Annotated in this window: 25 protein-coding genes; 20 read left to right on the forward strand and 5 right to left on the reverse strand. The window is 67.6% G+C overall.

The window, feature by feature from the left end; all coding sequences use genetic code 11:
* The first annotated feature begins 1 nt into the window (after position 1).
* Positions 2-3,913, forward strand: coding sequence for a DNA-directed RNA polymerase subunit beta' (locus ABD156_RS10730; RefSeq protein ID WP_344270058.1), 3,912 nt, complete (start codon positions 2-4; stop codon positions 3,911-3,913).
* A 129-nt stretch (positions 3,914-4,042) separates the two neighbouring features.
* Complete coding sequence (locus ABD156_RS10735; RefSeq protein WP_344270061.1) at positions 4,043-4,681, forward strand: double zinc ribbon domain-containing protein; 639 nt, start codon at positions 4,043-4,045, stop codon at positions 4,679-4,681.
* Between the two features lie 435 nt (positions 4,682-5,116).
* Here the strand turns inward: ABD156_RS10735 and ABD156_RS10740 are convergent, their stop codons facing one another.
* Genes ABD156_RS10740 through ABD156_RS10755 form a run of 4 tightly spaced genes read right to left on the reverse strand, consistent with a single transcriptional unit; the run spans position 5,117 to position 8,711 of the window.
* Positions 5,117-6,622 carry a hypothetical protein gene (locus ABD156_RS10740; RefSeq protein ID WP_344270064.1) on the reverse strand — a complete coding sequence of 502 codons (1,506 nt, stop codon included), beginning with the start codon at positions 6,620-6,622 and terminating at the stop codon, positions 5,117-5,119.
* 4 nt (positions 6,623-6,626) lie between these two features.
* Entirely contained in the window at positions 6,627-7,784 is a 1,158-nt protein-coding gene (locus ABD156_RS10745) for a hypothetical protein (RefSeq protein ID WP_344270067.1), read from the reverse strand.
* A 13-nt stretch (positions 7,785-7,797) separates the two neighbouring features.
* Positions 7,798-8,133, reverse strand: a complete 336-nt coding sequence (locus tag ABD156_RS10750) for a type VII secretion target (protein WP_344270069.1) — start codon at positions 8,131-8,133, stop codon at positions 7,798-7,800.
* Positions 8,130-8,711 carry a YbaB/EbfC family nucleoid-associated protein gene (locus ABD156_RS10755; RefSeq protein WP_344270072.1) on the reverse strand — a complete coding sequence of 194 codons (582 nt, stop codon included), beginning with the start codon at positions 8,709-8,711 and terminating at the stop codon, positions 8,130-8,132. The genes ABD156_RS10750 and ABD156_RS10755 overlap by 4 nt, the downstream gene beginning before the upstream one ends.
* A 630-nt stretch (positions 8,712-9,341) precedes the next feature.
* Here ABD156_RS10755 and ABD156_RS10760 point away from each other — a divergent pair.
* From ABD156_RS10760 to ABD156_RS10780, 5 genes are all read left to right on the forward strand, one after another.
* Entirely contained in the window at positions 9,342-11,204 is a 1,863-nt protein-coding gene (locus tag ABD156_RS10760) for a hypothetical protein (protein WP_344270075.1), read from the forward strand.
* A 61-nt stretch (positions 11,205-11,265) separates the two neighbouring features.
* Entirely contained in the window at positions 11,266-13,026 is a 1,761-nt protein-coding gene (locus ABD156_RS10765; protein ID WP_344270078.1) for a hypothetical protein, read from the forward strand.
* Between the two features lie 40 nt (positions 13,027-13,066).
* On the forward strand, positions 13,067-13,501 hold the full coding sequence (locus ABD156_RS10770) for a hypothetical protein (RefSeq protein WP_344270081.1): 435 nt from the start codon (positions 13,067-13,069) through the stop codon (positions 13,499-13,501).
* Positions 13,502-13,519: 18 nt separating this feature from the next.
* Complete coding sequence (locus ABD156_RS10775; RefSeq protein WP_344270084.1) at positions 13,520-13,753, forward strand: hypothetical protein; 234 nt, start codon at positions 13,520-13,522, stop codon at positions 13,751-13,753.
* Positions 13,754-13,823: 70 nt separating this feature from the next.
* Positions 13,824-14,315, forward strand: coding sequence for an MmpS family transport accessory protein (locus tag ABD156_RS10780; protein ID WP_344270087.1), 492 nt, complete (start codon positions 13,824-13,826; stop codon positions 14,313-14,315).
* Here ABD156_RS10780 and ABD156_RS10785 read toward each other — a convergent pair.
* Positions 14,308-14,796: a GNAT family N-acetyltransferase gene (locus ABD156_RS10785; protein ID WP_350564310.1), complete on the reverse strand. Its 489-nt coding sequence runs from the start codon at positions 14,794-14,796 to the stop codon at positions 14,308-14,310. The two genes, ABD156_RS10780 and ABD156_RS10785, sit on opposite strands and share 8 nt — an antisense overlap.
* Positions 14,797-14,870: 74 nt before the next feature.
* On the opposite strand from ABD156_RS10785, the gene ABD156_RS10790 reads away from it, so the two are divergent.
* From ABD156_RS10790 to rpsC, 13 genes are all read left to right on the forward strand, one after another.
* Positions 14,871-15,023: a hypothetical protein gene (locus ABD156_RS10790; protein WP_344270092.1), complete on the forward strand. Its 153-nt coding sequence runs from the start codon at positions 14,871-14,873 to the stop codon at positions 15,021-15,023.
* A gap of 929 nt (positions 15,024-15,952) precedes the next feature.
* Entirely contained in the window at positions 15,953-16,327 is a 375-nt protein-coding gene (gene rpsL, locus ABD156_RS10795; RefSeq protein ID WP_003102113.1) for a 30S ribosomal protein S12, read from the forward strand.
* Positions 16,327-16,797, forward strand: a complete 471-nt coding sequence (rpsG, locus tag ABD156_RS10800; RefSeq protein WP_007031033.1) for a 30S ribosomal protein S7 — start codon at positions 16,327-16,329, stop codon at positions 16,795-16,797. The genes rpsL and rpsG overlap by 1 nt, the downstream gene beginning before the upstream one ends.
* Before the next feature lie 75 nt (positions 16,798-16,872).
* Positions 16,873-18,972: an elongation factor G gene (gene fusA, locus ABD156_RS10805; RefSeq protein ID WP_344270144.1), complete on the forward strand. Its 2,100-nt coding sequence runs from the start codon at positions 16,873-16,875 to the stop codon at positions 18,970-18,972.
* 129 nt (positions 18,973-19,101) lie between these two features.
* Positions 19,102-20,295, forward strand: coding sequence for an elongation factor Tu (gene tuf, locus ABD156_RS10810; protein ID WP_037816270.1), 1,194 nt, complete (start codon positions 19,102-19,104; stop codon positions 20,293-20,295).
* Between the two features lie 419 nt (positions 20,296-20,714).
* Positions 20,715-21,020: a 30S ribosomal protein S10 gene (gene rpsJ / locus ABD156_RS10815; protein WP_003102098.1), complete on the forward strand. Its 306-nt coding sequence runs from the start codon at positions 20,715-20,717 to the stop codon at positions 21,018-21,020.
* A 72-nt stretch (positions 21,021-21,092) separates the two neighbouring features.
* A complete protein-coding gene (gene rplC / locus ABD156_RS10820; RefSeq protein ID WP_344270152.1) occupies positions 21,093-21,743 on the forward strand; it encodes a 50S ribosomal protein L3 in 651 nt (216 codons plus the stop codon).
* A 2-nt stretch (positions 21,744-21,745) separates the two neighbouring features.
* Complete coding sequence (gene rplD, locus ABD156_RS10825) at positions 21,746-22,435, forward strand: 50S ribosomal protein L4 (RefSeq protein WP_344270155.1); 690 nt, start codon at positions 21,746-21,748, stop codon at positions 22,433-22,435.
* Entirely contained in the window at positions 22,432-22,743 is a 312-nt protein-coding gene (gene rplW / locus ABD156_RS10830) for a 50S ribosomal protein L23 (RefSeq protein WP_009072304.1), read from the forward strand. The genes rplD and rplW overlap by 4 nt, the downstream gene beginning before the upstream one ends.
* A 15-nt stretch (positions 22,744-22,758) precedes the next feature.
* Entirely contained in the window at positions 22,759-23,592 is an 834-nt protein-coding gene (gene rplB, locus ABD156_RS10835; protein WP_037816266.1) for a 50S ribosomal protein L2, read from the forward strand.
* An 18-nt stretch (positions 23,593-23,610) separates the two neighbouring features.
* The gene (gene rpsS / locus ABD156_RS10840; protein ID WP_003102083.1) at positions 23,611-23,892 is read left to right on the forward strand and encodes a 30S ribosomal protein S19; all 282 of its coding nucleotides are present in this window, start codon (positions 23,611-23,613) and stop codon (positions 23,890-23,892) included.
* Positions 23,893-23,920: 28 nt separating this feature from the next.
* Positions 23,921-24,334 carry a 50S ribosomal protein L22 gene (rplV, locus tag ABD156_RS10845; protein ID WP_344270166.1) on the forward strand — a complete coding sequence of 138 codons (414 nt, stop codon included), beginning with the start codon at positions 23,921-23,923 and terminating at the stop codon, positions 24,332-24,334.
* Positions 24,334-25,176: a 30S ribosomal protein S3 gene (gene rpsC, locus ABD156_RS10850; protein ID WP_101436015.1), complete on the forward strand. Its 843-nt coding sequence runs from the start codon at positions 24,334-24,336 to the stop codon at positions 25,174-25,176. The genes rplV and rpsC overlap by 1 nt, the downstream gene beginning before the upstream one ends.
* Position 25,177 lies beyond the last annotated feature (1 nt).

A 25,177-nucleotide genomic window follows, 5' to 3' on the forward strand; every position in this document is an offset into this window, starting at 1 on the left:
CGTGCTGGACGTCAACTTTTTCGATGAGCTCCGGATTGGCCTCGCCACCGCCGACGACATCCGTCAGTGGTCCTTCGGCGAGGTCAAGAAGCCGGAGACCATCAACTACCGGACCCTCAAGCCGGAGAAGGACGGGCTCTTCTGCGAGAAGATCTTCGGTCCGACCCGGGACTGGGAGTGCTACTGCGGCAAGTACAAGCGCGTCCGGTTCAAGGGCATCATCTGCGAGCGCTGCGGCGTCGAGGTCACTCGCGCCAAGGTGCGCCGTGAGCGGATGGGCCACATCGAGCTGGCCGCGCCGGTCACCCACATCTGGTACTTCAAGGGCGTTCCGTCGCGCTTGGGCTACCTGCTGGACCTGGCGCCCAAGGACCTCGAGAAGATCATCTACTTCGCGGCTTACGTCATCACCGGCGTGAACACCGAGCTGCGGCACAACGACCTGCCGACCCTCGAGAACGAGATCGGCGTCGAGCGCAAGAACCTCGAGACGAAGCGCGACTCCGACATCGAGGCCCGCGCGCAGAAGCTGGAAGCCGACCTGGCCGAGCTGGAGGCGGAGGGCGCGAAGTCCGACGTGCGCCGCAAGGTCAAGGAGGGCGGCGAGCGCGAGATGCGCCAGCTGCGCGACCGCGCCGGCCGCGAGCTGGACCGCCTCGAGGAGGTCTGGACGACCTTCACGAAGCTCGAGCCGCGTCAGCTGATCGCCGACGAGCTGCTCTACCGCGAGCTGATCGACCGGTACGGCGAGTACTTCACCGGCGGCATGGGCGCCGAGGCGATCCAGAAGCTGGCGACCGAGTTCGACGTCGCCGCGGAGGCCGACAGCCTGCGCGACACCATCCGCAACGGCAAGGGGCAGAAGAAGCTCCGCGCGCTGAAGCGGCTCAAGGTCGTCGCCGCGTTCCAGGCGACCGGCAACGACCCGCGCGGCATGGTGCTCGACGCCGTCCCGGTCATCCCGCCGGACCTGCGCCCGATGGTGCAGCTCGACGGTGGCCGCTTCGCCACGTCGGACCTGAACGACCTGTACCGCCGCGTGATCAACCGCAACAACCGGTTGAAGCGGCTGATCGACCTCGGCGCGCCCGAGATCATCGTCAACAACGAGAAGCGGATGCTGCAGGAGGCCGTCGACGCGCTGTTCGACAACGGCCGCCGCGGGCGTCCGGTCACCGGCCCGGGCAACCGGCCGCTGAAGTCGCTGTCCGACTTGCTCAAGGGCAAGCAGGGCCGGTTCCGCCAGAACCTGCTGGGCAAGCGTGTTGACTACTCGGGCCGTTCGGTCATCATCGTCGGCCCGCAGCTGAAGCTGCACCAGTGCGGTCTGCCGAAGGACATGGCGCTCGAGCTGTTCAAGCCGTTCGTCATGAAGCGGCTGGTCGACCTGAACCACGCGCAGAACATCAAGTCCGCCAAGCGGATGGTGGAGCGCTCGCGGCCGCAGGTGTGGGACGTGCTCGAAGAGGTCATCACCGGCCACCCGGTGATGCTGAACCGTGCGCCGACCCTGCACCGGCTGGGCATCCAGGCCTTCGAACCGCAACTGGTCGAGGGCAAGGCCATCCAGCTGCACCCGCTGGTCTGCGAAGCGTTCAACGCGGACTTCGACGGCGACCAGATGGCGGTGCACCTGCCGCTGTCGGCCGAGGCGCAGGCCGAGGCCCGGATCCTGATGCTGTCGGCGAACAACATCCTGTCGCCGGCCTCGGGCCGTCCGCTCGCCATGCCGCGGCTTGACATGGTCACCGGTCTGTTCCACCTGACCCGGCTGAACGAGAACGCCGAGGGCGCGGGCAACGCGTACTCCTCGCCCGCCGAGGCGATCATGGCGTTCGACCGCAAGGCGCTGAGCCTGCACGCCCCGGTCAAGATCCGCGTCACCGACCGGCAGCCGGCGAAGGCCGACGAGGCGCGTCTCGCGGAGGCGGGCTGGGAGCCGGGCAAGGCGTGGCTGGCCGAGACGACGCTGGGCCGCGTGCTGTTCAACGACCTGCTGCCGGCGGACTACCCGTTCATCAACGAGCCGATGCCGAAGAAGCGGCAGGCGGCCATCGTGAACGACCTCGCCGAGCGGTACTCGATGACGCAGGTCGCGCAGACGCTGGACAAGCTCAAGGACGCCGGTTTCTACTGGGCGACCCGCTCGGGCGTCACGGTCGCGATCTCGGACGTGCTGACCCCGGTCGGCAAGAAGGCCATTCTCGACGAGTACGAGGGCAAGGCCGACCAGGTCGAGAAGCGCTACCAGCGCGGTCAGCTGTCCCACGCCGAGCGCAACAACGAGCTCGTCAAGGTGTGGACGCAGGCGACCGAAGAGGTCCACAAGATCATGGAGACGGCGCTGCCGGACGACAACCCGATCGCCATGATCGTGAAGTCGGGCGCCGCCGGAAACATGACGCAGGTCCGTTCGCTGGCCGGCATGCGTGGTCTGGTGTCGAACCCGAAGGGCGAGTACATCCCGCGCCCGATCAAGGCGAACTTCCGTGAAGGCCTGTCGGTGGCGGAGTACTTCATCGCCACGCACGGCGCCCGGAAGGGTCTGGCGGACACGGCGCTGCGTACCGCCGACTCGGGTTACCTGACCCGTCGTCTGGTGGACGTCTCGCAGGACGTCATCGTCCGCGAGGTCGACTGCGGCACCACGCGCGGCATCATGATGCCGATCGGCGAGGACCTCGGCGACGGCAAGGTCGTGCGCGACCAGCACGTCGAGACCTCGGTGTACGCGCGGAACCTCGCGACGGACGCGGTGGACGCCAAGGGCAACGTCGTGCTGAACGCGGGCGACGACATCGGCGACCCGGCGCTGGACAAGCTCATCTCCAGCGGCATCACCAAGGTGAAGGTCCGCTCGGTGCTGACCTGCGAGTCGGCCGTCGGTGTGTGCGCGACCTGCTACGGCCGTTCGATGGCGACGGGCGAGCTCGTCGACGTCGGCGAGGCGGTCGGCATTGTCGCCGCCCAGTCGATCGGTGAGCCGGGCACGCAGCTGACGATGCGTACCTTCCACCAGGGCGGTGTCGCCGGTGACGACATCACGACCGGTCTGCCCCGTGTCACCGAGCTTTTCGAGGCTCGCGTGCCGAAGGGCAAGGCTCCGATCGCGGACGTCGACGGCCGCGTGCGGATCGAGGAGAGCGAGCGGTTCTGGAAGATCACCCTGATCCCGGACGACGGGTCGGAGGAGATCGTCTTCGACAAGCTGTCCAAGCGGCAGCGGCTCGCGAACACCCCGAACGGCCCGCTGGGCGACGGCGACCACGTCAACGTCGGCCAGCAGCTGCTCGAGGGCACGCCGGACCCGCACGAGGTCCTGCGCGTCATGGGCCCGCGCGAAGCGCAGATGCACCTCACGGACGAGGTCCAGAAGGTGTACCGGGCGCAGGGTGTGTCGATCCACGACAAGCACATCGAGGTCATCGTGCGGCAGATGCTGCGCCGCGTGACGATCATCGACTCCGGCGCCACGGACTTCCTGCCGGGCGAGCTGCCCGAGCGGACGAAGTTCGAGGCGACGAACCGGGCCGCGGTCGCCGAGGGCGGCGAGCCGGCTTCGGGACGTCCGGTGCTGATGGGCATCACGAAGGCGTCGCTGACCACGGACTCGTGGCTGTCGGCGGCCTCGTTCCAGGAGACCACGCGAGTCCTGACCGACGCGGCCATCAACGGCCGCTCGGACAAGCTCGTCGGCCTCAAGGAGAACGTCATCATCGGTAAGCTCATCCCGGCCGGTACGGGCATCAACAAGTACCGGAACATCCAGGTGCAGCCGACCGAAGAGGCGCGGGTCGCGGCGTACGCGATCCCGTCCTACGACGACGGTTACTACACCCCGGACGTGTTCGGTTCGGGCACCGGCGCCGCGGTTCCGCTGGACGACTACGACTTCGGTCGCGACTTCCGCTGAACCTCGCGTAGCTGAACGAAAAGCCCCCGGTCCTCGTGACCGGGGGCTTTTTCGTCGCGCTGCGTAGCGGGTCCGGAGACGGTACTTGTACGGTCGTGGGTTTCCTCCGGCTGCCTTAAATTCGCGCGCGTGGCTGATGTCGTGCCGTTCACGGACAACTTCTCGGATCTCTCCAATGCCCAGGGCTACCAGTTCGAGTTCCACTGCGAGCGCTGCGGAAACGGGTACCGCTCCGCGTTCCAGCGGGACACGATGGAGACCGGGCGCAGCATGCTGCGCGCGGTGGGCTCGTTCTTCGGCGGGACGCTGCAGCAGCTGAGCAGCTCCGCGGACCAGTGGAAATACGACCGCGCGACGAACTCGCCGGCGAAGGACCGCGCGCTGACCGCGGCGGTCGAGGAGATCACGCCGCGCTTCCGCCAGTGCCGAGGCTGCAGCGACTGGATGTGCGCGGATCAGTGCTGGAACGAGGAAATCGGCCAGTGCCTGCGTTGTTCGCCGATCGTGGCGGAGGAGATCTCGCGCGCCCAGGCGGCGGCGCAGCGGGACCAGATCTGGGAAAAGGCGCGCGAGAAGAACTGGACCAAGGACCTGGATCTGGGCACCCGCGCGAAACTCACCTGCCCGGACTGCGGCCTGAAGGTGGACGGCGGCAAGTTCTGCACCGGATGCGGAAGCTCACTGGCCCCGACGGTCCATTGTGGAGAGTGCGGGAAGGAATCCAAGGCGGGTGCGGTGTTCTGCGCGGATTGCGGACACCGGCTCTGAGGCCAGACCTTGGCGAGGGCTTCGCGCCGCTTCTTCACCTGGGGCGGGAAGCTCGCTCTTGTTCCAGTCAGCGGTGATCTCGCGGGTGCTGCCGTCCTGCTCGTAGGTACCCTCGATCTTGGCTTGATCCTCAGTGCGGGACAGGTCGCCGCTGGTGGTCACGCAATGCCGGGTACCGCCCTCGCTGACCCGGGTAGCCGTTGCTTGCACCTGCGGAGCCAGCCTCGTTAGCACGGAGACGTCGCTGACCACGGAATCGTGGCTGTCGGCGGCCTCGTTCCGGGAGACCATTGCATCCCGGACGTGTTCGGTTCGGGCATCGCTGCCGCGGTTCCGCTGGACGACTACGACTTCGGTCGCGACTTCTGCTTAACCTCGCGTAGCTGAGCGAGAAGCCCCCGTCGGGACTCCCGGCGAGGGCTTTCGCGTTGGTGGCTAAACAGTTGCGAGAGTCTTGCGCATCTTGCGGACCCGCCGGGGCGGGCGGGGCAGGTACGTGCGCTTTGCGAGGTACAGGCCCGGAATGAGCCAGACCAAGGCCATCAGCAAATCGATCGAGGCGGACGACGGCCAGTCAGCCTGGTAGGCGATGTCTCCCCACAACGGTCCCAACGAGACCTCGACTGTGTCGCCCCTCCTGGGCAGTTCACCGACCCATCCGACGGTGATCTGCCGAGTGGCGCCGTCCTGGCTGACCGTCCCCCGCACGCTGGGCTGGTCGGTGATGCAGCGGTAATTGCCGGCGGCGCTGAAGCAATGCTGGGTGCCGCCCTCGCTCATCGTGGTGACCGTGAGCTGGGCGTGGGAGGCCAGCCCGGTCATCGCTGCTGATGCGTTGACCGCAGGACCGATTCCGATGGCCAGCAGACCGAGCGCGAGCAACGACCGCATGGTCAGCGAGATCGACGTCACCGGCTGCCGGTCGGCGGCTTCGCGGCGGCGGTTCACCGGCGTGCGGATGAAGCCGCCGCGCTTGCCGAACCAGGCGTCGTAACTCGTGTCGGACTGGGTGACGACGTCGTGAAAGTCCCGGTCCCCACCCCATACTTCCCACACCGGCGCCGAAACGGCGGCCGCCAGCATCGCGAGGCGGCGGGAGTTGCCGAACATCCGGTCCTCGGTGAGGCCGCCGGTGTCCGTGGTCCATAAAGCCGTTCCGTAGAACGCCACTTGGTGGACGCGGAACCACAGGTCATTCATGATCATTTCGCGGCATTCGCCGGTGAGCACCGCTGCCGCGAACTCCGGGTCCGACGTATAGACGGAGAACCGGCGGTCGAACTCGGGGTCGACCTCGAAACTGTGCAGTGTCGTATCCGGCCGTAGCCAGCCGAACTGGTTGCGGACGATCCGGGCGTCCTCCAGCGGGGTGAAGAAGTCCGGCTCGAACGCCTGCGTGTTCGGCGAGATCGTGAGAGCGGGCACCTCAGGAACGCGCAGTTCGACGACCGCGTTGATCGAATCGAGCTCTTCGGACACTCTTCCGAGTTGTTCGAACGTCTCGTTCCGGATAGGCGATTGGGTCGAGTACTCCATGCCGAGCAGCCGGTGGCCTTGGTGCGTGAACTCGACAGTGGTTCGCCGAGGCCAGGGATCGGGATGGTCGAGTGCCACCGCGCGGCCGCTGTGCGGCAGGAAACCAAAGGTCGGTTCCCCAGCCGAATCGAGACGTTTGATCCAGCTTCGTTGATGCCAGCCCCGCCACGAGATCAACGCGGTGACGACGAGCGGGAAGGCGATCCATCCGAACAGCGGGACCGAACTGGCCGTGCCGGCTGACAGCCAGTAGAGGCTCGTCAGCGAAAACGCGATCCCGGAGAGCGCATAACAGACCGCGGCACTGGCCGAACGGCGTGCCTCGAGCCAGTTCGCGAGCCACAGCAGGCCGAAGGAGAGCGCGTAACCACCGACGATGAGCCAGGGACCGAGCAGATCCGCCATCCGCTTACTGGCCCATGTCGAGATCTTCGCGGGTTTCTTCGGAGCTTTGGCCGTTCCCGGGATGCTCGCGCTTGAGATTGTCGATCGTCTTGTTCGCCCCCTTGTAGGCGGCCTTGCCGGTGTACGCCGAGCCCTTCGACAGGTCGCCGGGGGTGATCCCGGTCGTCTCCTTGACGGTTTCGTCGAAGAGCTTGCGCGGCACGCTCGTGAACACGTCTTTCGCCGCCTGCCCGTAGGCGGCACCCTGTGCGTTCAGGCCCTTGGCCAGTGCGCCGGTGATCGCCTTCTCCTCGCCGGGAGTCATGCCGACCTTGCCCGCCTTCGTGAGCTTCGAACCCTGCTTGACCAGATCGTCGCTCCACTTCATCAGGAAGCCCATGAACTTGTCGAGCAGCTTGCCGAGCCTGCCAAGATGCTTGGTGATTTTGCCGAGTGCGCTCGCCGCCTTCGCGACTGATGCCGCCATCGCCCCCGCGACCGACGAGCCGAGGCTCACGATCGAAGCGGCCAGTGCCGGCAGCCAGATGTAGATGAGCCAGCTGACCAGCTCCGAAATGATGGCCTTGATGACCTCTTCGATGACGGTCATGACCATCGACCACATCTGCAGCGTGTCGGCGACCGCGCCGGCAGCGGAGCCGATGCCCTCGATGCCCTGTGCGAACTCGGCCAGCGCTTTCTTGGCCGCCCCGCCTCCCTCGCCTTCCCAATCCTTGAGCGCTTCGTCCCCGACCTGGACGAACTCCTCGGCCAGGGTGACGAAGCCCTTGCCGATCGTGACGAAGTTGCCGGAGGCCGTCTTGAGCGCGGGGCCGTCCCCGGTCACCATGTGCAGCCCGTCCTGGAGAGGCTGAATCAGCTCGAGGAGCATGTTGAGGCCGTTGCTGACCAGCCAGCCCACCGGGTCGAGCGCGAAGCTGGCCATGTCCAAGGTCGCGCCTGCCACGAAGCCCGCGCCGTCCTGCAACAACTGCCCGCTCGCCGCGGCGACATCGCCGACGTCCTTCGCGGAGCCGAACTTCTTGTAGGCGTTCTCGATGGTTTCGGCGCCCTTGCCGACGACCGGTGCCTTCTTGACGGTGTCGCCGACATTCTTCAAGAAGCTGTCGTCGTAGCCTTTGAGGTTGTTCTTGACGCCGTCGGCGACGCTGTCCTGCCCCATGCTTCCCCCTTGCTCAGAGCGGTCCGTCGATGTCGGCCTTGAACTTGCCGAAGGTCATCACGGTGTCCTTTTCATGGCCGTCGTAGATGCTCGCGGCCTGATTGAGCTTGCCCTGGAACGCGCCGACCCCGGTCTTCATCAGCTCCAGCAACTGCTTGAGCTCGTCGAGCTTGCTCGTATAGGTCTGCTTGACCGCCAGCCCGATCAATCCCCACGACCGGTCGGTGACGTCGGCCTGGTTCACGAGGTCGCCGAACTTGGCCGCTTCTCCCGTGTAGTGATCGAGGCCGGTGGCGTACTTCGTGATCGCGGCGGTGTCGACCTTGTGGCCGCCGTTCGTCGGGCTCATCGGTGCCCCTCTTCGTCGTCGAACAAGTTCTTGAGGAACTGGTCGCCCGCCGAAGCCGAGGGCGGCGCCGGCGGAGGCGCCGGAGTCGCCCGGTTGTCGTCGCGAAGCAGATCGTTGTTCGCGAAGTCCTCGTCGTCCCTGGCCGGTGCTGCCTGCCGCGGCTGCTCCTCCGGCAGATTGGACTCCAGTTCTTCGACAGTGGTTCCCAAACCAGCTGCCTGAGCTTCCAGGACCTGATCGGACACGTTCAACCCGAAGGCCGTGCCCACGTGCTCGTCGACGATCCCGGCCTGCTTGCGAGCGGATTCGGCGACGGCCTGGTGCAGGGTCGCCAGGATCGAGGTCGCCAGCTGGTCGGGCTGTTGCCGGAGCGCGTCCGGGGTGAGCCGGAGGTCTTTGATCGATCCGCTCGGGCCCGCGACGACGGTGACCGCTCGATCCGGCGACCTCACTGCGGCCTCGAGCGCGTTCAGCTCCTCCTGCATGTCGCCGACTTTCGCGAACTGCGCTTCGGCCTGCTTGAGCTTCGTCTGGAACTTGTCGAACTCCGCGACGAGTCGTTCCATCTCTGCCGACACCGGCGGTCACCCCTTCCCCTGGTCCGTCACGTGATGTGCGGATTATGCCGCTTCTGTCAGGTTCGCGCCGCAGGGTCGGCGAATCCGGCATGGGTGATTCATCGCGGGGTCGGGGCGAAAGTTCCCGGCGATCGGTCACGAAAAGGTAACGAACATATCGGGCGAACAGTCCCTCCCCGGACGCCGAATCGCCGAACATACTGTGGGCCGAACGGAGCATCGCAGGTCAGCGCCGCCGCTCGGGGCCGGCGCGGAGCGAGGGGCGGGCAACTCGGCCCAGTTCGTGGGATATTCACCCCTTCGGTCGACGTTCCCACGATTGATCACCGCATTGACAGTGCGTGCGGTTCGCCAGAGTATTTCGCGCATGTCCTTTCCGGTTGCCCTGGTGTGGCGTCTGCACGTGGATCTGCGCCAGCAGGCCAGCGCGCTGTGTAGGGATTCCTGACCTTTTCTCCCGGCCGCTTCCGGCTGGCTGATTTCTCTTGCCCCGCAACGGGTTTCTCTGACCCGAGGGGATGAACGCTTTCTCTGTTCGGTGTGGGTTTCGCGCGGGTTTCGTGCTGCCCTCGGAACGGGGAAAGAAGTGCCTTCGCGGGCGCTTCACGGGAACACAAACAGGGAGACACAATGCGATTCAGCTCCTCCTCGGGCGCCCCGCCCCGATGGCGGAAAGCGCTGACCGTCGCCGGCGCGGTCGCGCTCGCGATCGGTGCGGTGACCTACACCGGGTCAACCACCAGCGCTTACGCCGACGTCCAGGTGGTCACCGACGCCAAAACCGCGTCCGACGGCAAGCAATACTGGGTGCAGAACCACCTGGTCAGCAAAGACCTTGCCGCGCAAGCACGTTCCGCCGACGGCACGCCGAAGAAGTGGCTGCTGGTCTGGGCGGGCGACGAGAACATCGCCGACACCGCGGTGAAGGACGTCAAAAACCTGCCGGGTTCGCTCGGCGGCGGCCTCGGCAAGGTCAAGAATGCCTTGCCTGGCCCCGATTTCCTCGCGGTGATCGACGCGACGCAGGGCTCGCCGACGTACGGCAAGGTGGTGAACACCGCGACCGTCGGGCCGCTCGTCGAGAACGAGCCGCACCACATGCAGTACGTGTGGCACAAGGGCGACACGATCTACGCCGGCGCGTTGTTCGCCGCGGCGACGTACGCGTTCGACGTCAGTGCGTTGCCCCAGTTGAAGCTCAAGGGCATCAGCCTGCCGACGCAGACGCTCGGCGGGTCCGTGCCTGACGCGTACTGGGTGTTGAAGGACGGCACCGCGTACGGCACGTACATGGGCGGTCCGGTCGTGCCCGGTCCGTACGCGTACCAGGACGGTTCCACGCAGATCGGCAACGGTTTCGCCGGCAGTCCGGGCGAGGTGGTGCACTTCGATCAGAACGCGCAGGTGCTGTCGCAGAATCCGGCGGCGACCCCGCAGGGCGACAACGCGAAGCTGTGCGACAACCTGCCGCAGCTGGGCAAACCGTCCTGCGCGAACCCGCACGGCGTCCAGGCGCGCGAGGATCTCAACACCCTCGTCACCAGTGACTACGCCGAACCGCGCAACATCATTCTCGACCCGGTGAAGCAGCCGTCGCCGTATCTGCGCCGTCCGACGATCCGCACCTGGGACATCTCCGACCGCAATCACCCGAAGCTGAAGGCGGTGTCCTACCTGCAAGACGGCCCGCGGGCGAACCCGGCGGACCCGCTGCACTCGGAAAGCCGCGCGGTCATGGAGACCACGGTGACGAACAAGCCCGGCCACAAGGGCGCGTTCGCCGAAACCATGCAGGGCGGCGCGATCTTCTACACGCCGGACATCACGGCGAAGGACCCGCACTGGATCGAGGTGTTCGACGACGGCACCGCGGGCAAGCCGATCTACTCGCAGAACGACTCGAACGGCGCCAGCTCCAACGGCGGCTGGCTGCAGACCAGCCCGGACGACCGGTTCCTGTACCACGCGGTGCAGGGCAGGCAGAAGGGCGTGCTCGGCCCGGACGACCCCGGCACCACCGGCGGCGTGTACGTGCTCGACATCCAGAAGCTGGTCGCGGCCGGCGACAAGGTCGAGGACATCAAGGGCCGCGTCGACACGAAGGAAAAGGCGCAGCAGGGCGGCGGGGGAGACCTGCCGACCGTCGTGGGCTCCGCGCCGATCAACCCGGGCGTGCCCGGGGCGGGCCCGCACTGGGGCGCGTACGACAACTTCGCACTCGGCCAGGACGGTCTCTACCACGAAACCGAGCAGCCGCAGCACATCGCGGTGTCGAACTACTTCGTCGCCCGGTCCGGTTTGGACGGTGACCACAAGGTCAACCTGCTGAACCTGTCGCCGGACGGGAAGCTCGCGGTGGATCAGAACTTCCGCGACGAGTTCACCGGGCAGGTCGGCCTCAACTTCAACCGGAAGTCGTGGCCGCACGGGGACTTCGGCAACGCCAAGCCGCACTCCGAGCTGTTCGTGGTCGCCGACCAGAACGTGAAGTAACTCCTCCCCGGCGCGCGGGCGCCCCGTCCGCGCGCCGGGATCTTCTCCCCGGAAGGTCTCCATGGATCACCACGTCACTCCGGTCCCCACCGGATCGTCCGGTGTGGACAGTGCCGCGCTGGTGCTGCGGCTGATACTGCTGCTGGCGACGGCTTTCCTCGCCGGTACCGGGATTCTGCGCCCGCTCGTCGGTCCGCTGCCGCGCAAGCTGTGGATCACCACCGGCGTGCTGGGCGTCGGTTCGGCGGTGCTGGCCGCGGTGTCGGCGGCGACGGTCGACGTCAATCTTGTCGCGCTGATCGTCCACGTTGTGCTCGCGCTGGCGGTGCCGGTGCTGCTGCGGTGGCCCTCAGCGGGTCGTTGGGCTTCGCTCGCGCTGGTCGTGCTCGTGGTGCTGGAAACCTCCGTTGATGGCTCGGGGATCTCCTTCGCCATCGACACCGTGTACGTCGCCGCGGCCGCGCTGTGGTTCGGCGTGACGCTGCTTTCGGCGTGGGTGCCGGTTGAGGAGTGGCGATCGACGCCGTTGCGCGTCGGTCCGCTTTCGGTCAGCCTCGCCGGACTGCTGACGCTCGCTGGCGTCGTGCAACTCGGCGTCTCCGGGGTCGCTTTCGACCGACGGCTGTACGAAACGCTCTTCGGCCTCTCGCTGATCGTGGTGGTCCTGCTGCCCGCGGCGGTCACCGTCATATCGGCGATCTTGTTGTCTCGCAACGCTTCTCTTCGCGGCTACCGTTACGGCGTCGCTGGCGTCGCACTCGGTTTCGTCGCGTGGAGTGCGCTTGCCGCGGTGCCGCAGCCAGCTCCGCTGCCGGTGCCCGGTGTGCCGGTGCTGACGGACGCGACAGTCGGTGGTGCGACTGTGCCGGTGCTGGTCAGCCCGCACCGGCCCGGGCGCAATCTCGTGCACTTCCCTTCGAGCGCGGGCACCGACCTGTCCGCCGGCGTCGAGGGCGGAATCGTGACCATTGCGGCGGCGCGTCCCGGTGCGGAAGGCAGTTGGGCTGAGGTCGAACTTCCGGCCGGACGCAGCACTCTCGTGGTCCGCAAGGGCGACGCGACCACCACGGTCGACGTCGACGCGGGTACCGAAGCGGGCCCGGCGGTGCCGGACGCCGACGCGCCGGAATGCGCGGAAGCCGCACTCGGCGGTCTGGTGGCGCAGAAACGCGAGGTGCTCGCCAGCTGTCCGGCAGAGGCGTTGTCGCCGGAGGACCGCGGTTCGCTGGTGAAGCTGGTCGAGTTCCTCGCCTCGCGAAAGCCGTCGGCGATCACGCTGGTCGAGGACAAGTCGCCGCGCGGGGTGCAGGCCGCGCAGCTCGTTCGTGAGACCGCTGCCCGCGTCGGTCTGCCGGTGCGCCCGGACGCGGCCGCGGACACCGCGCTGGTGGTCGTCTCCGGCTGGAGCGACGGGTACCTCGCGATGAGCCGCGCCGCCGAATCGCAGCGGCTCAAACCGACCCACCAGTTCGGCCTGTACCTCGCGCCGTGGCTGCTCAACGGACCCATCGTGAACACCGTGGCCAGCGCGGCCATGCCGCTGCGCTTCGACCCGCGCGACCAGCTCGCGGTGAGCTACGCGGTGGCCGTCGGCAACAGCTTCGGCGGGGAAAGCCCGTCGCTAGGCGGTTTCCGGACCTGGCTTGGTCCACAGTGGACAGCGGTGAACGGCGAGGTGCAGCTGTTCGCGGCCGCGCAGGTCAACGCGATGCCGATGTACCCCAACGAACCGCACGCGCCAGGCATGCAGGCTGCGCGCGACTACGCCGGGCAGTGGATCCCCGACGGAACCATCGTCCCGATCAGCGGCGCGCTCCGCTGAGCCCAGTTCCCCGAAGAACCCCGAAGAAAGGAAAACCCTGATGAAACGCATTGCCGCCCGGATCCTGCTGCCGCTCGCCGCGGCCGGGGCGTTCGCCGGATTCGCCGGGGGAGTGGCCAACGCCGCCACCCCGGAGACGTCCGCCGCCGGTCAGCCCGCTGGCCTGCCTTCGCTGCCGACGGGCGGTCTGCCGTCCCTTCCGACCGGCGGCTTGCCCTCGCTGCCGACTGGCGGCTTGCCGTCCTTGCCGACCGGCGGCCTCCCGTCCCTCCCGACCGACGGCCTGCCCTCGCTGCCTTCCGTGCCGAACCTGCCCACCCCGGGCCTGCCCGGCGTCCCCGGCGCACCGGCCGGCGGCGGGCCGTCGGTCTGGGTCGTCCCCGGCCTCGACGCGGGCAGCCTCCTCGGCCCGACCACCCAAGCCCCGGCCCAGCTTCTCGCGCCGGTGTTCAACGCCATCACCGCCGTTTCCTGAGCACAGAAGGAGAAAGCCATGAAAAAGACCGTCATCCGAGCTGTCGCCGCCACCGCGCTCGCCGGAGCCGCCGTGCTCGGCGCCGCCGCGCCCGCGCTGGCCGCGACGCAGGACCAGCCCGGTGTCACCGTCGTCGACGAGCCGGACACGTCGAACCTGAACAACATCTGGACGTTCGCCCCGCTGGGCGTCCCGGCGCTGGGCCTGATCCAGTCGCTGAACGGCGTCCCCGGCCGGATCCTGCCCGGCTGACCCCGCCTCCGCCGGTGGTTCCCCTCGTCCCCGGGAACCACCGGCGGATCCCGCCGAAAGAACGAGGACCATGGACAGACAGCTGATCGGCAGGCTCGCGATCGCGGGCATCGCGGTGGCCGCCGTCGCCGCGACCGTAGTGATCCTCGGCACCGGCGACGATCCCGCGCCCGCCCCGGTCGCCGTGACCGCGCCGACCACCGAAGTGCCGCGGCGCGCCCCAGACCGCACGGTGACCCGCACCCTGGCCCCGACGACCTCCACCGGGCCGGTCGCGCCCGCTCCGTCCAGCTGGCAGATCACCTACGAACTCTCCGGCTCCGGCACCGCCACCGTGGTTTACGACGACAACGGCCTCGGCCTGGTGCACCAGGAGCTGTCGGTGCCGTTGCCCTGGAGCAAGACCCTGACCTGGCCGAAGACCGCCGTCGCGCCGACTGTGCAGCTCATGGGCCAGTCGAGCGACGCGGTCGAATGCCGGATCTCGGTGAACGGCGTGCTGGCGCGGTCCGCGAAAGCCTCCGGCGGCGAGGTGGCCAGCTGCGCGGGACGGCTCAGCTGAGGTCTTTGGAGAACCAGTGCTCGGCGTACTGGTCGTCGTTGAACGCCTCGACCTCCGCGTAGCCCATCGACGCGTACAGCGCGCGTGCTTCGACCAGGTCGTCCCGGGTGTCGAGCCGCATCCGGACCGAGCCCAGCCGCTTGGCCGCCTCTTCAGCCGCCGCGACGATCAGCTTGCCGCCGCCGTGCCCGCGATGTTCCGGGCGTACGTACACCTTCGTCAACGCGCTCAGCCCGGGCTCGACCATCCGGACGCCGACACAACCGGCCGGCTTCCCCTCGCGGTAAGCCACCAGGAACGCTCCGGTCGGCGCGACGAGGCCGTCGCTGGGTTCGTCGGCCAGTGCCGCGTCCACCTCGGCGGGCGTCGCCGGGCGGCCGTGATACCGCGACGCCAGTTCGTCCATGTACTCGCGCAGGATCGCCGTCGCGTCGGGGTGTTCGGCCGGGAATTCGCTGATCTTCCAGTCCACGTCCCTCATCTTGGGGAGTCCGTCCACCGATTTCTCCGGCAGGTACCGTGCAGAACGGCAGGGGAACCGAACGAGGAGGCGACATGGACGGCAGCGAGAAGGTCGACCAGCCGGGGGACAAGAAGACCGGCGGCAGCCATGCCGCGCCGGAGGGGGCTGGAGTGCACCCGCTGATCGATCTGTCGCGCGACCCCAACCCGGGCAAGCCCGACCACGCGAAGCCCGACGAGGACTGACCCGCGGCCCGGCCCGGCGGGTGCACACCGCCGGGCCGGGTTTCGCGGCTCGCCCCGGTGAGGTGATTGTCACCCCGGGACGGAAGTCCATTGTGGAACATCCGGCGGCTCTTCTTCTTACCGCCGAAGAATTTCTCTCGCGTTCTTAACGCCGCCGCGAGTCCCGCCTCGTCTTCCGTGCGCAGGGTCCTCACCGCCGACGAGCTTGGCGCGCGATGCCGAAAGTCCGTGAGGGGAACCCTGAGGGAATCAGAGTCCCTCAGGGTTCCCCTCACGGACTTTCGCGGCTTTCGCGGCAACGGAGCCACGCCGCCCGTCTCGCCAGGCTGTGCTCCGCATCCCCCTGGCCAGTAGGTCACAACGAACTCGCCACCCACCGCGCTGCTGAGAACACCCCAATGTGGCATTGGGTGCATCTGACGCACCGAACGCCACATTGGGTGCGCTGAACGCACCGAACGCCACATTGGGGCGCGGGAAGCCGCGGGGCCCGGCGCGCGTCCATTAGTTGGTCGCCCCGTCCCGGCATGCGAACTCTCGTGTGCCCTGACCGCGGGAACCCGCTCCGGAATAGCGTGCCGGAGCCCGGCGTTCTGCTTGTCGGGAAGTCCCGCGCGGCGCCGTCCCAAGGCCCCGATCTGGGGTTACGATGACCGGTCGGCGACCGTAGCGACCCCCCGCCCGGACCGCTCCGCGAGTGGACGGGTATCTTTGGAGACCGTGCCCGGCAGGCGTCGGGCCGCTCCGCGTGCCGTTGGGCATGAGCGGGGTGCTTTTGCACCCGGTTCACCGGCCTCGCCACGTGGGGTTCCGACGGAAAATCCCTCCGGGAAGTTACCGGTCGCGAGACCGTGACGCGGGCCGACACGCCCGACCGCGGGGACCGGTGAAGACACGAAGAAGCAAGATCACGACAGGAAGCTGGTCCATTGCCCACGATCCAGCAGCTGGTCCGCAAGGGCCGCCAGGACAAGGCTGCCAAGCAGAAGACCGCGGCCCTCAAGGGGAGCCCGCAGCGTCGTGGCGTGTGCACCCGCGTGTACACCACGACTCCCAAGAAGCCGAACTCGGCCTTGCGCAAGGTTGCTCGTGTGAAGCTGACCAGCGGTATCGAGGTCACCGCGTACATCCCGGGTGAAGGCCACAACCTCCAGGAGCACTCCATGGTGCTCGTGCGCGGCGGCCGGGTTAAGGACCTGCCGGGTGTTCGCTACAAGATCATCCGCGGTTCGCTCGACACCCAGGGTGTGAAGAACCGCAAGCAGGCGCGCAGCCGGTACGGCGCGAAGAAGGAGAAGAGCTAATGCCTCGCAAGGGTCCGGCGCCGAAGCGGCCGCTGATCTCCGACCCCGTCTACGCCTCCCCGCTGGTCACCCAGCTGGTGAACAAGGTGCTGAAGGACGGCAAGCGGTCCCTGGCCGAGCGCATTGTCTACGGCGCTCTCGAAGGCGCTCGCGAGAAGACGGGCACCGACCCGGTCGTCACGCTGAAGCGCGCGCTCGACAACGTGAAGCCCACCATCGAGGTGAAGAGCCGCCGCGTCGGTGGCGCCACCTACCAGGTGCCGATCGAGGTCAAGCCCGGTCGTTCCACCACGCTGGCGCTGCGCTGGCTGGTCTCCTTCTCGCAGGCCCGCCGCGAGAAGACGATGATCGAGCGGCTGCAGAACGAGCTGCTGGACGCGAGCAACGGCCTTGGCGCCAGCGTCAAGCGCCGTGAAGACACGCACAAGATGGCCGAGTCGAACAAGGCCTTCGCGCACTACCGCTGGTAAGTAGTCCGGTGCCGCCGCCCGGTCCTTCGGGTCGAGCCATGCCGGGCCCCACGTTCGAGACAGGGGAACATTCTCGTGGCACGTGAAGTGCTGACCGACCTCAACAAGGTCCGCAACATCGGCATCATGGCGCACATCGACGCCGGTAAGACCACCACCACCGAGCGGATCCTGTTCTACACCGGGATCAACTACAAGCTCGGCGAAGTCCACGACGGCGCCGCCACCATGGACTGGATGGAGGAGGAGCAGAAGCGGGGTATCACCATCACCTCGGCTGCCACCACCACCTTCTGGAACGACTACCAGATCAACCTGATCGACACCCCCGGGCACGTCGACTTCACCGTCGAGGTGGAGCGCAACCTGCGGGTGCTCGACGGCGCGGTCGCGGTCTTCGACGGCAAGGAAGGCGTCGAGCCGCAGTCCGAGCAGGTCTGGCGGCAGGCGGACAAGTACGACGTCCCGCGCATCTGCTTCGTCAACAAGATGGACAAGCTGGGTGCGGACTTCTACTACACCCTGCAGACCATCACGGACCGTCTCGGCGTCCGGCCGCTGGCCATCCAGCTGCCGATCGGCGCGGAGAACGACTTCGAGGGCGTCATCGACCTGGTCCGGATGAAGGCCCTGGTCTGGCGCGGCGAGGTGCAGAAGGGCGACGACTACGCCGTCGAGGACATCCCGGCCGAGCTGGCCGACCGCGCCGCCGAGTACCGCGAGAAGCTGGTCGAGGCCGTCGCCGAGACCGACGACGCGCTGATGGAGAAGTTCCTCGAGGGCGAGGAGCTGACCCAGGACGAGATCAAGGGCGGCATCCGCCACCTGGTCGTCACCCGCGAGGCGTTCCCGGTGCTCGCCGGCTCCGCGTTCAAGAACAAGGGCGTGCAGCCGATGCTGGACGCGGTCATCGACTACCTGCCGTCGCCGCTCGAGGTGCCGCCGGTCGAGGGCCTGCTTCCGGACGGCGAGACCCCGGTCACCCGGCACGCGACGACCGAGGAGCCGTTCTCGGCTCTGGCGTTCAAGATCGCCGCGCACCCGTTCTTCGGCAAGCTGACCTACATCCGGGTCTACTCGGGCAAGGTCGCCTCCGGCGCCCAGGTCGTCAACGCGACCAAGGAGCGCAAGGAGCGCATCGGGAAGATCTTCCAGATGCACTCCAACAAGGAGAACCCGGTCGACGAGGCCTTGGCCGGCCACATCTACGCGGTCATCGGCCTGAAGGACACCACGACCGGTGACACCCTTGCCGACGCGCAGAACCCGGTCGTCCTCGAGTCGATGACCTTCCCGGACCCGGTTATCCGGGTGGCCATCGAGCCGAAGACGAAGGCCGACCAGGAGAAGCTGTCCCTGGCGATCCAGAAGCTCGCCGAGGAGGACCCGACTTTCCAGGTCCAGCTCGACGAGGAGACCGGTCAGACGATCATCGCCGGCATGGGCGAGCTCCACCTCGAGGTGCTCGTCAACCGGATGAAGTCCGACTACAAGGTCGAGGCGAACATCGGCAAGCCGCAGGTCGCCTACCGCGAGACCATCAAGAAGACCGTGGACAAGCTCGACTACGTCCACAAGAAGCAGACCGGTGGTTCCGGCCAGTTCGCGAAGGTCATCGTGAAGCTGGAGCCGCTCGAGCGCACCGACGGTGCTCTCTACGAGTTCGACAACAAGGTCACCGGTGGCCGCGTGCCGCGGGAGTACATCCCGTCGGTCGACGCGGGCGCGCAGGACGCCATGCAGTACGGCGTGCTGGCCGGCTACCCGCTCGTCGGGTTGAAGTTCACCTTGTTGGATGGCGCGTACCACGAGGTCGACTCTTCCGAAATGGCCTTCAAGATCGCCGGCTCCATGGCGATGAAGGAAGCCGCCCGGAAGGCCGGCCCGGTCATCCTCGAGCCGATGATGGCCGTCGAGGTCACGACTCCCGAGGACTACATGGGCGACGTGATCGGCGACCTCAACTCCCGCCGTGGCCAGATCCAGGCCATGGAGGAGCGCGCCGGTACCCGTGTCGTGAAGGCACTGGTCCCGCTGTCGGAGATGTTCGGCTACGTCGGCGACCTGCGGTCCCGTACCCAGGGCCGGGCGAACTACTCCATGGTGTTCGACTCCTACGCCGAGGTTCCCGCGAACGTCGCGAAGGAAATCATCGCGAAGGCGACGGGGGAGTAACTCCCTCACCGCGCGCGGGCATTAAGGAACTCTCCTGAACGTCCGCAGCAACGACGAAGGAACATTCGTGGGGCAGCAGCCACGCTGCCCCACGAGCACAACGCGAAATCAGTCCAGGAGGACATTCCAGTGGCGAAGGCGAAGTTCGAGCGGAGCAAGCCGCACGTCAACATCGGCACCATCGGTCACGTCGACCACGGCAAGACCACGCTGACCGCGGCGATCACCAAGGTTCTGCACGACGCGTACCCGGAGCTGAACGAAGCCCGTGCGTTCGACCAGATCGACAACGCGCCGGAAGAGAAGCAGCGCGGCATCACGATCAACATCTCGCACGTCGAGTACCAGACCGAGAAGCGTCACTACGCACACGTGGACGCCCCCGGTCACGCCGACTACATCAAGAACATGATCACCGGTGCCGCGCAGATGGACGGCGCGATCCTGGTGGTCGCGGCGACCGACGGCCCGATGCCGCAGACCCGCGAGCACGTGCTGCTGGCCCGCCAGGTCGGCGTGCCCTACATCGTGGTGGCGCTGAACAAGGCCGACATGGTCGACGACGAGGAAATCCTCGAGCTCGTCGAGCTGGAGGTCCGCGAGCTGCTGTCCTCGCAGGAGTTCCCGGGCGACGACGCGCCGGTCGTGCGCGTCTCCGGCCTCAAGGCTCTCGAGGGCGACCAGAAGTGGGCCGACGCCGTGCTCGAGCTGATGCACGCCGTCGACGACAACGTGCCGGACCCGGTGCGCGAGCTCGAGAAGCCCTTCCTGATGCCGATCGAGGACGTCTTCACGATCACCGGCCGCGGCACCGTCGTGACCGGTCGCGTGGAGCGCGGCCAGGTCAACGTCAACGAAGAGGTCGAGATCGTGGGTATCCGCGAGAAGTCGACCAAGACCACCGTCACCGGTGTCGAGATGTTCCGCAAGCTGCTCGACTCGGGCCAGGCGGGCGACAACGTCGGCCTCCTGCTGCGCGGCATCAAGCGCGAGGACGTCGAGCGCGGCCAGGTCGTCGTGAAGCCGGGCACCACCACCCCGCACACCGAGTTCGAGGGCCGGGTCTACATCCTGTCCAAGGACGAGGGCGGACGGCACACCCCGTTCTTCAACAACTACCGCCCGCAGTTCTACTTCCGCACCACGGACGTGACCGGCGTCGTGACCCTCCCCGAGGGCACCGAGATGGTCATGCCGGGCGACAACACGGACATCAGCGTCGTGCTGATCCAGCCGGTCGCCATGGACGAGGGTCTGCGCTTCGCCATCCGCGAGGGTGGCCGGACCGTCGGCGCGGGCCAGGTTACCAAGATCAACAAGTGACGTCGGCGCCCTGAATTCGGGTCAATACACCCCCGAGTTCAGGGCGTCAACTCACGTGTGCGACACTATTCAGGTTGCTCGTCCTGGGGCGGCCGAACCCTCATCGGTTTTCAATCGACTGGGTTCCGGCCGCCCTGGCGCGAGTGGCCACGGTCCGTGGAGCTCTTCCTTCGGGTGAGGCTAGCGGGCAAAGGCCAGTAGGGACGACCGCGGTGCTTGTTCAGACCAGGTCGGCCCGCGGCCTCCTCACGTAAGAGGAAGACCAGGCAAGACGACGATCCTTAGGGATCCGTCTGTGCGGCGGGCGCGACACGCCCGACCGCGTGGACCGGGGACAGGGCCGTTGAACTGCTGAAACCCGGGCTCCGGCCCAGGTTGACGAGACAAAGCGGCACGAGACGACAAGGAACGCAGCCACCATGGCGGGACAGAAGATCCGCATCCGGCTCAAGGCCTACGACCACGAGGCGATCGACACCTCGGCGCGCAAGATCGTGGAAACGGTCACGCGCACCGGCGCCCGTGTTGTCGGGCCGGTGCCGCTGCCTACCGAGAAGAACGTTTACTGCGTCATCCGCTCGCCGCACAAGTACAAGGACTCGCGCGAGCACTTCGAGATGCGCACGCACAAGCGTCTGATCGACATCCTCGACCCGACGCCGAAGACGGTGGACGCGCTCATGCGCATCGACCTCCCGGCGAGCGTCGACGTCAACATCCAGTAAGCGTCGGAGGACCTGCTTGCAGGGTCCGACCATTGGACACAGGCGAGCGGCAGAGACAAAAGAGACGGACTCATGTCTGACAGGCAAATGAAGGGCATCCTGGGCACCAAGCTCGGCATGACCCAGGTCTTCGACGAGCAGAACCGGGTCATCCCGGTCACTGTCGTCAAGGCCGGGCCGAACGTGGTGACCCAGGTTCGGACCACTGACAAAGACGGCTACGCGGCCGTGCAGCTGGCGTTCGGCGCGATCGACCCGCGCAAGGTGAACAAGCCGCGCACCGGCCACTTCGACAAGGCGGGCGTGACCCCGCGTCGCCACGTTGCCGAGCTGCGCACCACCGACGCCGAGACCTACGAGGTCGGCCAGGAGATCACCGCCGAGGTGTTCGAGGCCGGGACCTCGGTCGACGTGACCGGTACCAGCAAGGGCAAGGGCTACGCCGGCGTCATGAAGCGCCACGGCTTCAAGGGCCAGGGCGCGAGCCACGGTGCGCAGGCCGTGCACCGCAAGCCGGGTTCCATCGGCGGCTGCGCCACGCCCGGCCGCGTGTTCAAGGGCCTGCGGATGGCGGGCCGGATGGGTAGCGACCGGGTCACCACGCAGGGCCTGACCGTGCACGCGGTGCGTGCCGAGGACGGCCTGCTGCTGATCAAGGGCGCGGTGCCCGGTCCCAAGGGCGGCCTGCTGTTCGTGCGCAGTGCCGCGAAGGGTGGAAACTGACGATGACGAACGTCGAGCTGAAGACTCCGGCCGGTAAAGCCGACGGCACCGTCGAGCTCCCCGGGGAGATCTTCGACGTGCAGGCCAACGTCGCGCTGATGCACCAGGTCGTGGTGGGCCAGCTGGCCGCCGCGCGCCAGGGCACGCACGACACGAAGACCCGCGGTGAGGTCTCCGGTGGCGGCAAGAAGCCGTACCGGCAGAAGGGCACCGGTCGCGCCCGCCAGGGTTCGACCCGCGCGCCGCAGTTCGCCGGCGGTGGCGTCGTGCACGGCCCCACGCCGCGCGACTACACCCAGCGCACCCCGAAGAAGATGAAGGCCGCCGCTCTGCGTGGCGCCCTCTCCGACCGGGCTCGCGCCGGCCAGCTGCACGTCCTGACGGAACTGGTCTCCGGCGAGAAGCCGTCGACCAAGACCGCCAAGACGGCGATCGCCGCCGCGACACAGGCCAAGCGCGTTCTCGTGGTCCTGCACCGCGACGAGGAGCTCGCCTGGGTGTCCGCGCGGAACCTGCCGTACGTGCACCTGATCTGGGCTGACCAGCTCAACACCTACGACGTCCTGGTCAACGACGACGTCGTGTTCACCAAGGCCGCTTACGACGCGTTCGTGGCAGGCCCCGTCCGCGGGAAGGTCGTCAAGGCCCTCGCGCGTTCGAGCGAGGTTTCGGAAGGGAGTGACGAGAAGTGAGCTCGGTCGCCATTCCGGACCCCCGCGACATCCTGCTCGCGCCGGTGATCTCCGAGAAGTCCTACGGACTGCTCGAGGACCACAAGTACACGTTCATCGTCCGTCCGGACGCCAACAAGACCCAGATCAAGATCGCGGTCGAGAAGGTGTTCGGCGTGAAGGTCGTCAGCGTCAACACGGCCAACCGCCAGGGCAAGCGGAAGCGGACTCGTACCGGCTTCGGCAAGCGCAAGGACACCAAGCGCGCCATCGTGACTCTTTCGCCTGAGAGCAAGGCGATCGAGATCTTCGGCGGACCCACCGCGTAAAGGACTGAGCTGACAATGGGCATCCGCAAGTACAAGCCGACGACCCCGGGTCGTCGCGGTTCGAGCGTCTCGGACTTCGCCGAGATCACCCGGTCCACGCCGGAGAAGTCGCTGCTGCGTCCGCTGAGCAAGACCGGCGGCCGCAACGCCTCGGGCAAGATCACCACCCGGCACAAGGGCGGTGGCCACAAGCGCGCCTACCGCGTGATCGACTTCCGTCGTCACGACAAGGACGGCGTGCCGGCCAAGGTCGCGCACATCGAGTACGACCCCAACCGCACCGCGCGCATCGCGCTGCTGCACTACGCCGACGGCGAGAAGCGCTACATCATCGCGCCGGAGAAGCTGAAGCAGGGCGACACGGTTGAGAACGGCCCCCGCGCCGACATCAAGCCGGGCAACAACCTGCCGCTGCGCAACATCCCGGTCGGCACCGTGATCCACGCGATCGAGCTCCGCCCCGGCGGCGGCGCGAAGATGGCCCGGTCCGCCGGCGCCCGCGTGCAGCTCGTCGCCAAGGACGGTCCTTACGCCCAGCTGCGTCTCCCCTCGGGCGAGATCCGCAACGTGGACGTGCGCAACCGCGCGACCGTCGGCGAGGTCGGCAACTCGGAACACTCGAACATCAACTGGGGCAAGGCGGGCCGCAACCGCTGGCGCGGCAAGCGCCCGACTGTCCGTGGTGTCGTGATGAACCCGGTCGACCACCCGCACGGCGGTGGCGAGGGCAAGACGTCCGGTGGTCGCCACCCGGTGAACCCGAACGGCAAGCCCGAAGGCCGTACTCGCAAGAGCAAGCCGTCCGACAAACTGATCGTCCGCCGCCGGCGTACCGGCAAGAAGCGCTGAGCAGGGAGGTAGAAGCACATGCCACGCAGCCTTAAGAAGGGCCCGTTCGTGGACGACCACCTGCTCAAGAAGGTGGACGCGCTGAACGAATCGGGCAAGAAGACCGTGATCAAGACTTGGTCGCGGCGCTCCACGATCATCCCGGACTTCCTGGGTCACACGATCGCGGTGCACGACGGCCGCAAGCACGTCCCGGTGTTCGTCACCGAGGCGATGGTGGGTCACAAGCTGGGCGAGTTCGCCCCGACGCGGACCTTCAAGGGCCACATCAAGGACGACCGCAAGTCGCGCCGCCGCTGAGCGGGCCAGAGAAAGTTAAGGGAAGCAGATGAACGCCCAGTCAAACGCCACGGCCACGGCAGAAGAGCTGCCCACGGCCGTCGCGCGGGCTCGCTTTGTCCGGGACGCGCCGATGAAGGTGCGCCGGGTGATCGAGCTCGTCAAGGGTCGTAGCGTCAGCGAGGCCTTGGCCGTGCTCCGGTTCGCGCCGCAGGCTGCCAGCACGCAGCTCGCGAAGGTCATCGCCAGCGCGGCGGCCAACGCCGAGAACAACCTCCAGCTGGACCCGGAGACGCTCTGGATCAAGTCCGCGACCGCCGACGAGGGCCCGACCCTCAAGCGCATCCGTCCGCGTGCCCAGGGCCGTGCGTACCGGATCCGCAAGCGCACCAGCCACATCACCGTGGTGGTCGAGTCGCGGCCTGCGGAGAAGAAGAGCAACAAGAAGGCAGGTGGCCGGTAGTGGGCCAGAAGATCAACCCGCACGGCTTCCGCCTGGGTATCACCACTGACTGGAAGTCGCGCTGGTACGCCGACAAGCAGTACGCGGAGTACGTGGCCGAGGACGTCAAGATCCGCAAGCTGCTCTCCACCGGCATGGAGCGCGCCGGCATCTCCAAGGTCGAGATCGAGCGCACCCGTGACCGCGTTCGCGTCGACATCCACACCGCCCGGCCGGGCATCGTCATCGGCCGCCGCGGCGCGGAAGCCGACCGGATCCGCGGCGCGCTGGAGAAGCTGACCAAGAAGCAGGTCCAGCTGAACATCCTCGAGGTGAAGAACCCCGAGGCCGACGCGCAGCTGGTCGCCCAGGGTGTCGCGGAGCAGCTGAGCAACCGCGTGGCGTTCCGCCGCGCGATGCGCAAGGCGATCCAGACCTCCATGCGCTCGCCGCAGGTCAAGGGCATCCGCGTGCAGTGCGGCGGTCGTCTCGGCGGCGCCGAGATGTCCCGTTCCGAGCACTACCGCGACGGCCGGGTCCCGCTGCACACGCTGCGCGCCGACATCGACTACGGCTTCTTCGAGGCCAAGACGACGTTCGGCCGCATCGGCGTGAAGGTGTGGATCTACAAGGGCGAGCTGGTCGGCGGCCTGAAGGCCCGCGAGGCGCGCGACGCCGCCGCGGCTGCCGAGCGGGCCCCCCGCCGCGACCGTGGCGACCGGCCGTCCCGTCCGCGCCGTTCCGGCGCGTCGGGCACGACCCCGACCTCGACCGAGGCCGGCCGCGCCGCAGCCGCTGCGAAGAGCGACAACGCGACTGAGGCGGCCCCGGCCGCTGAGACCGCAGAAAAGACGGAGGGCTGAG

Origin of the sequence: Amycolatopsis albidoflavus (assembly GCF_039525725.1) — a bacterium.
Lineage (GTDB): Bacteria > Actinomycetota > Actinomycetes > Mycobacteriales > Pseudonocardiaceae > Amycolatopsis > Amycolatopsis albidoflava.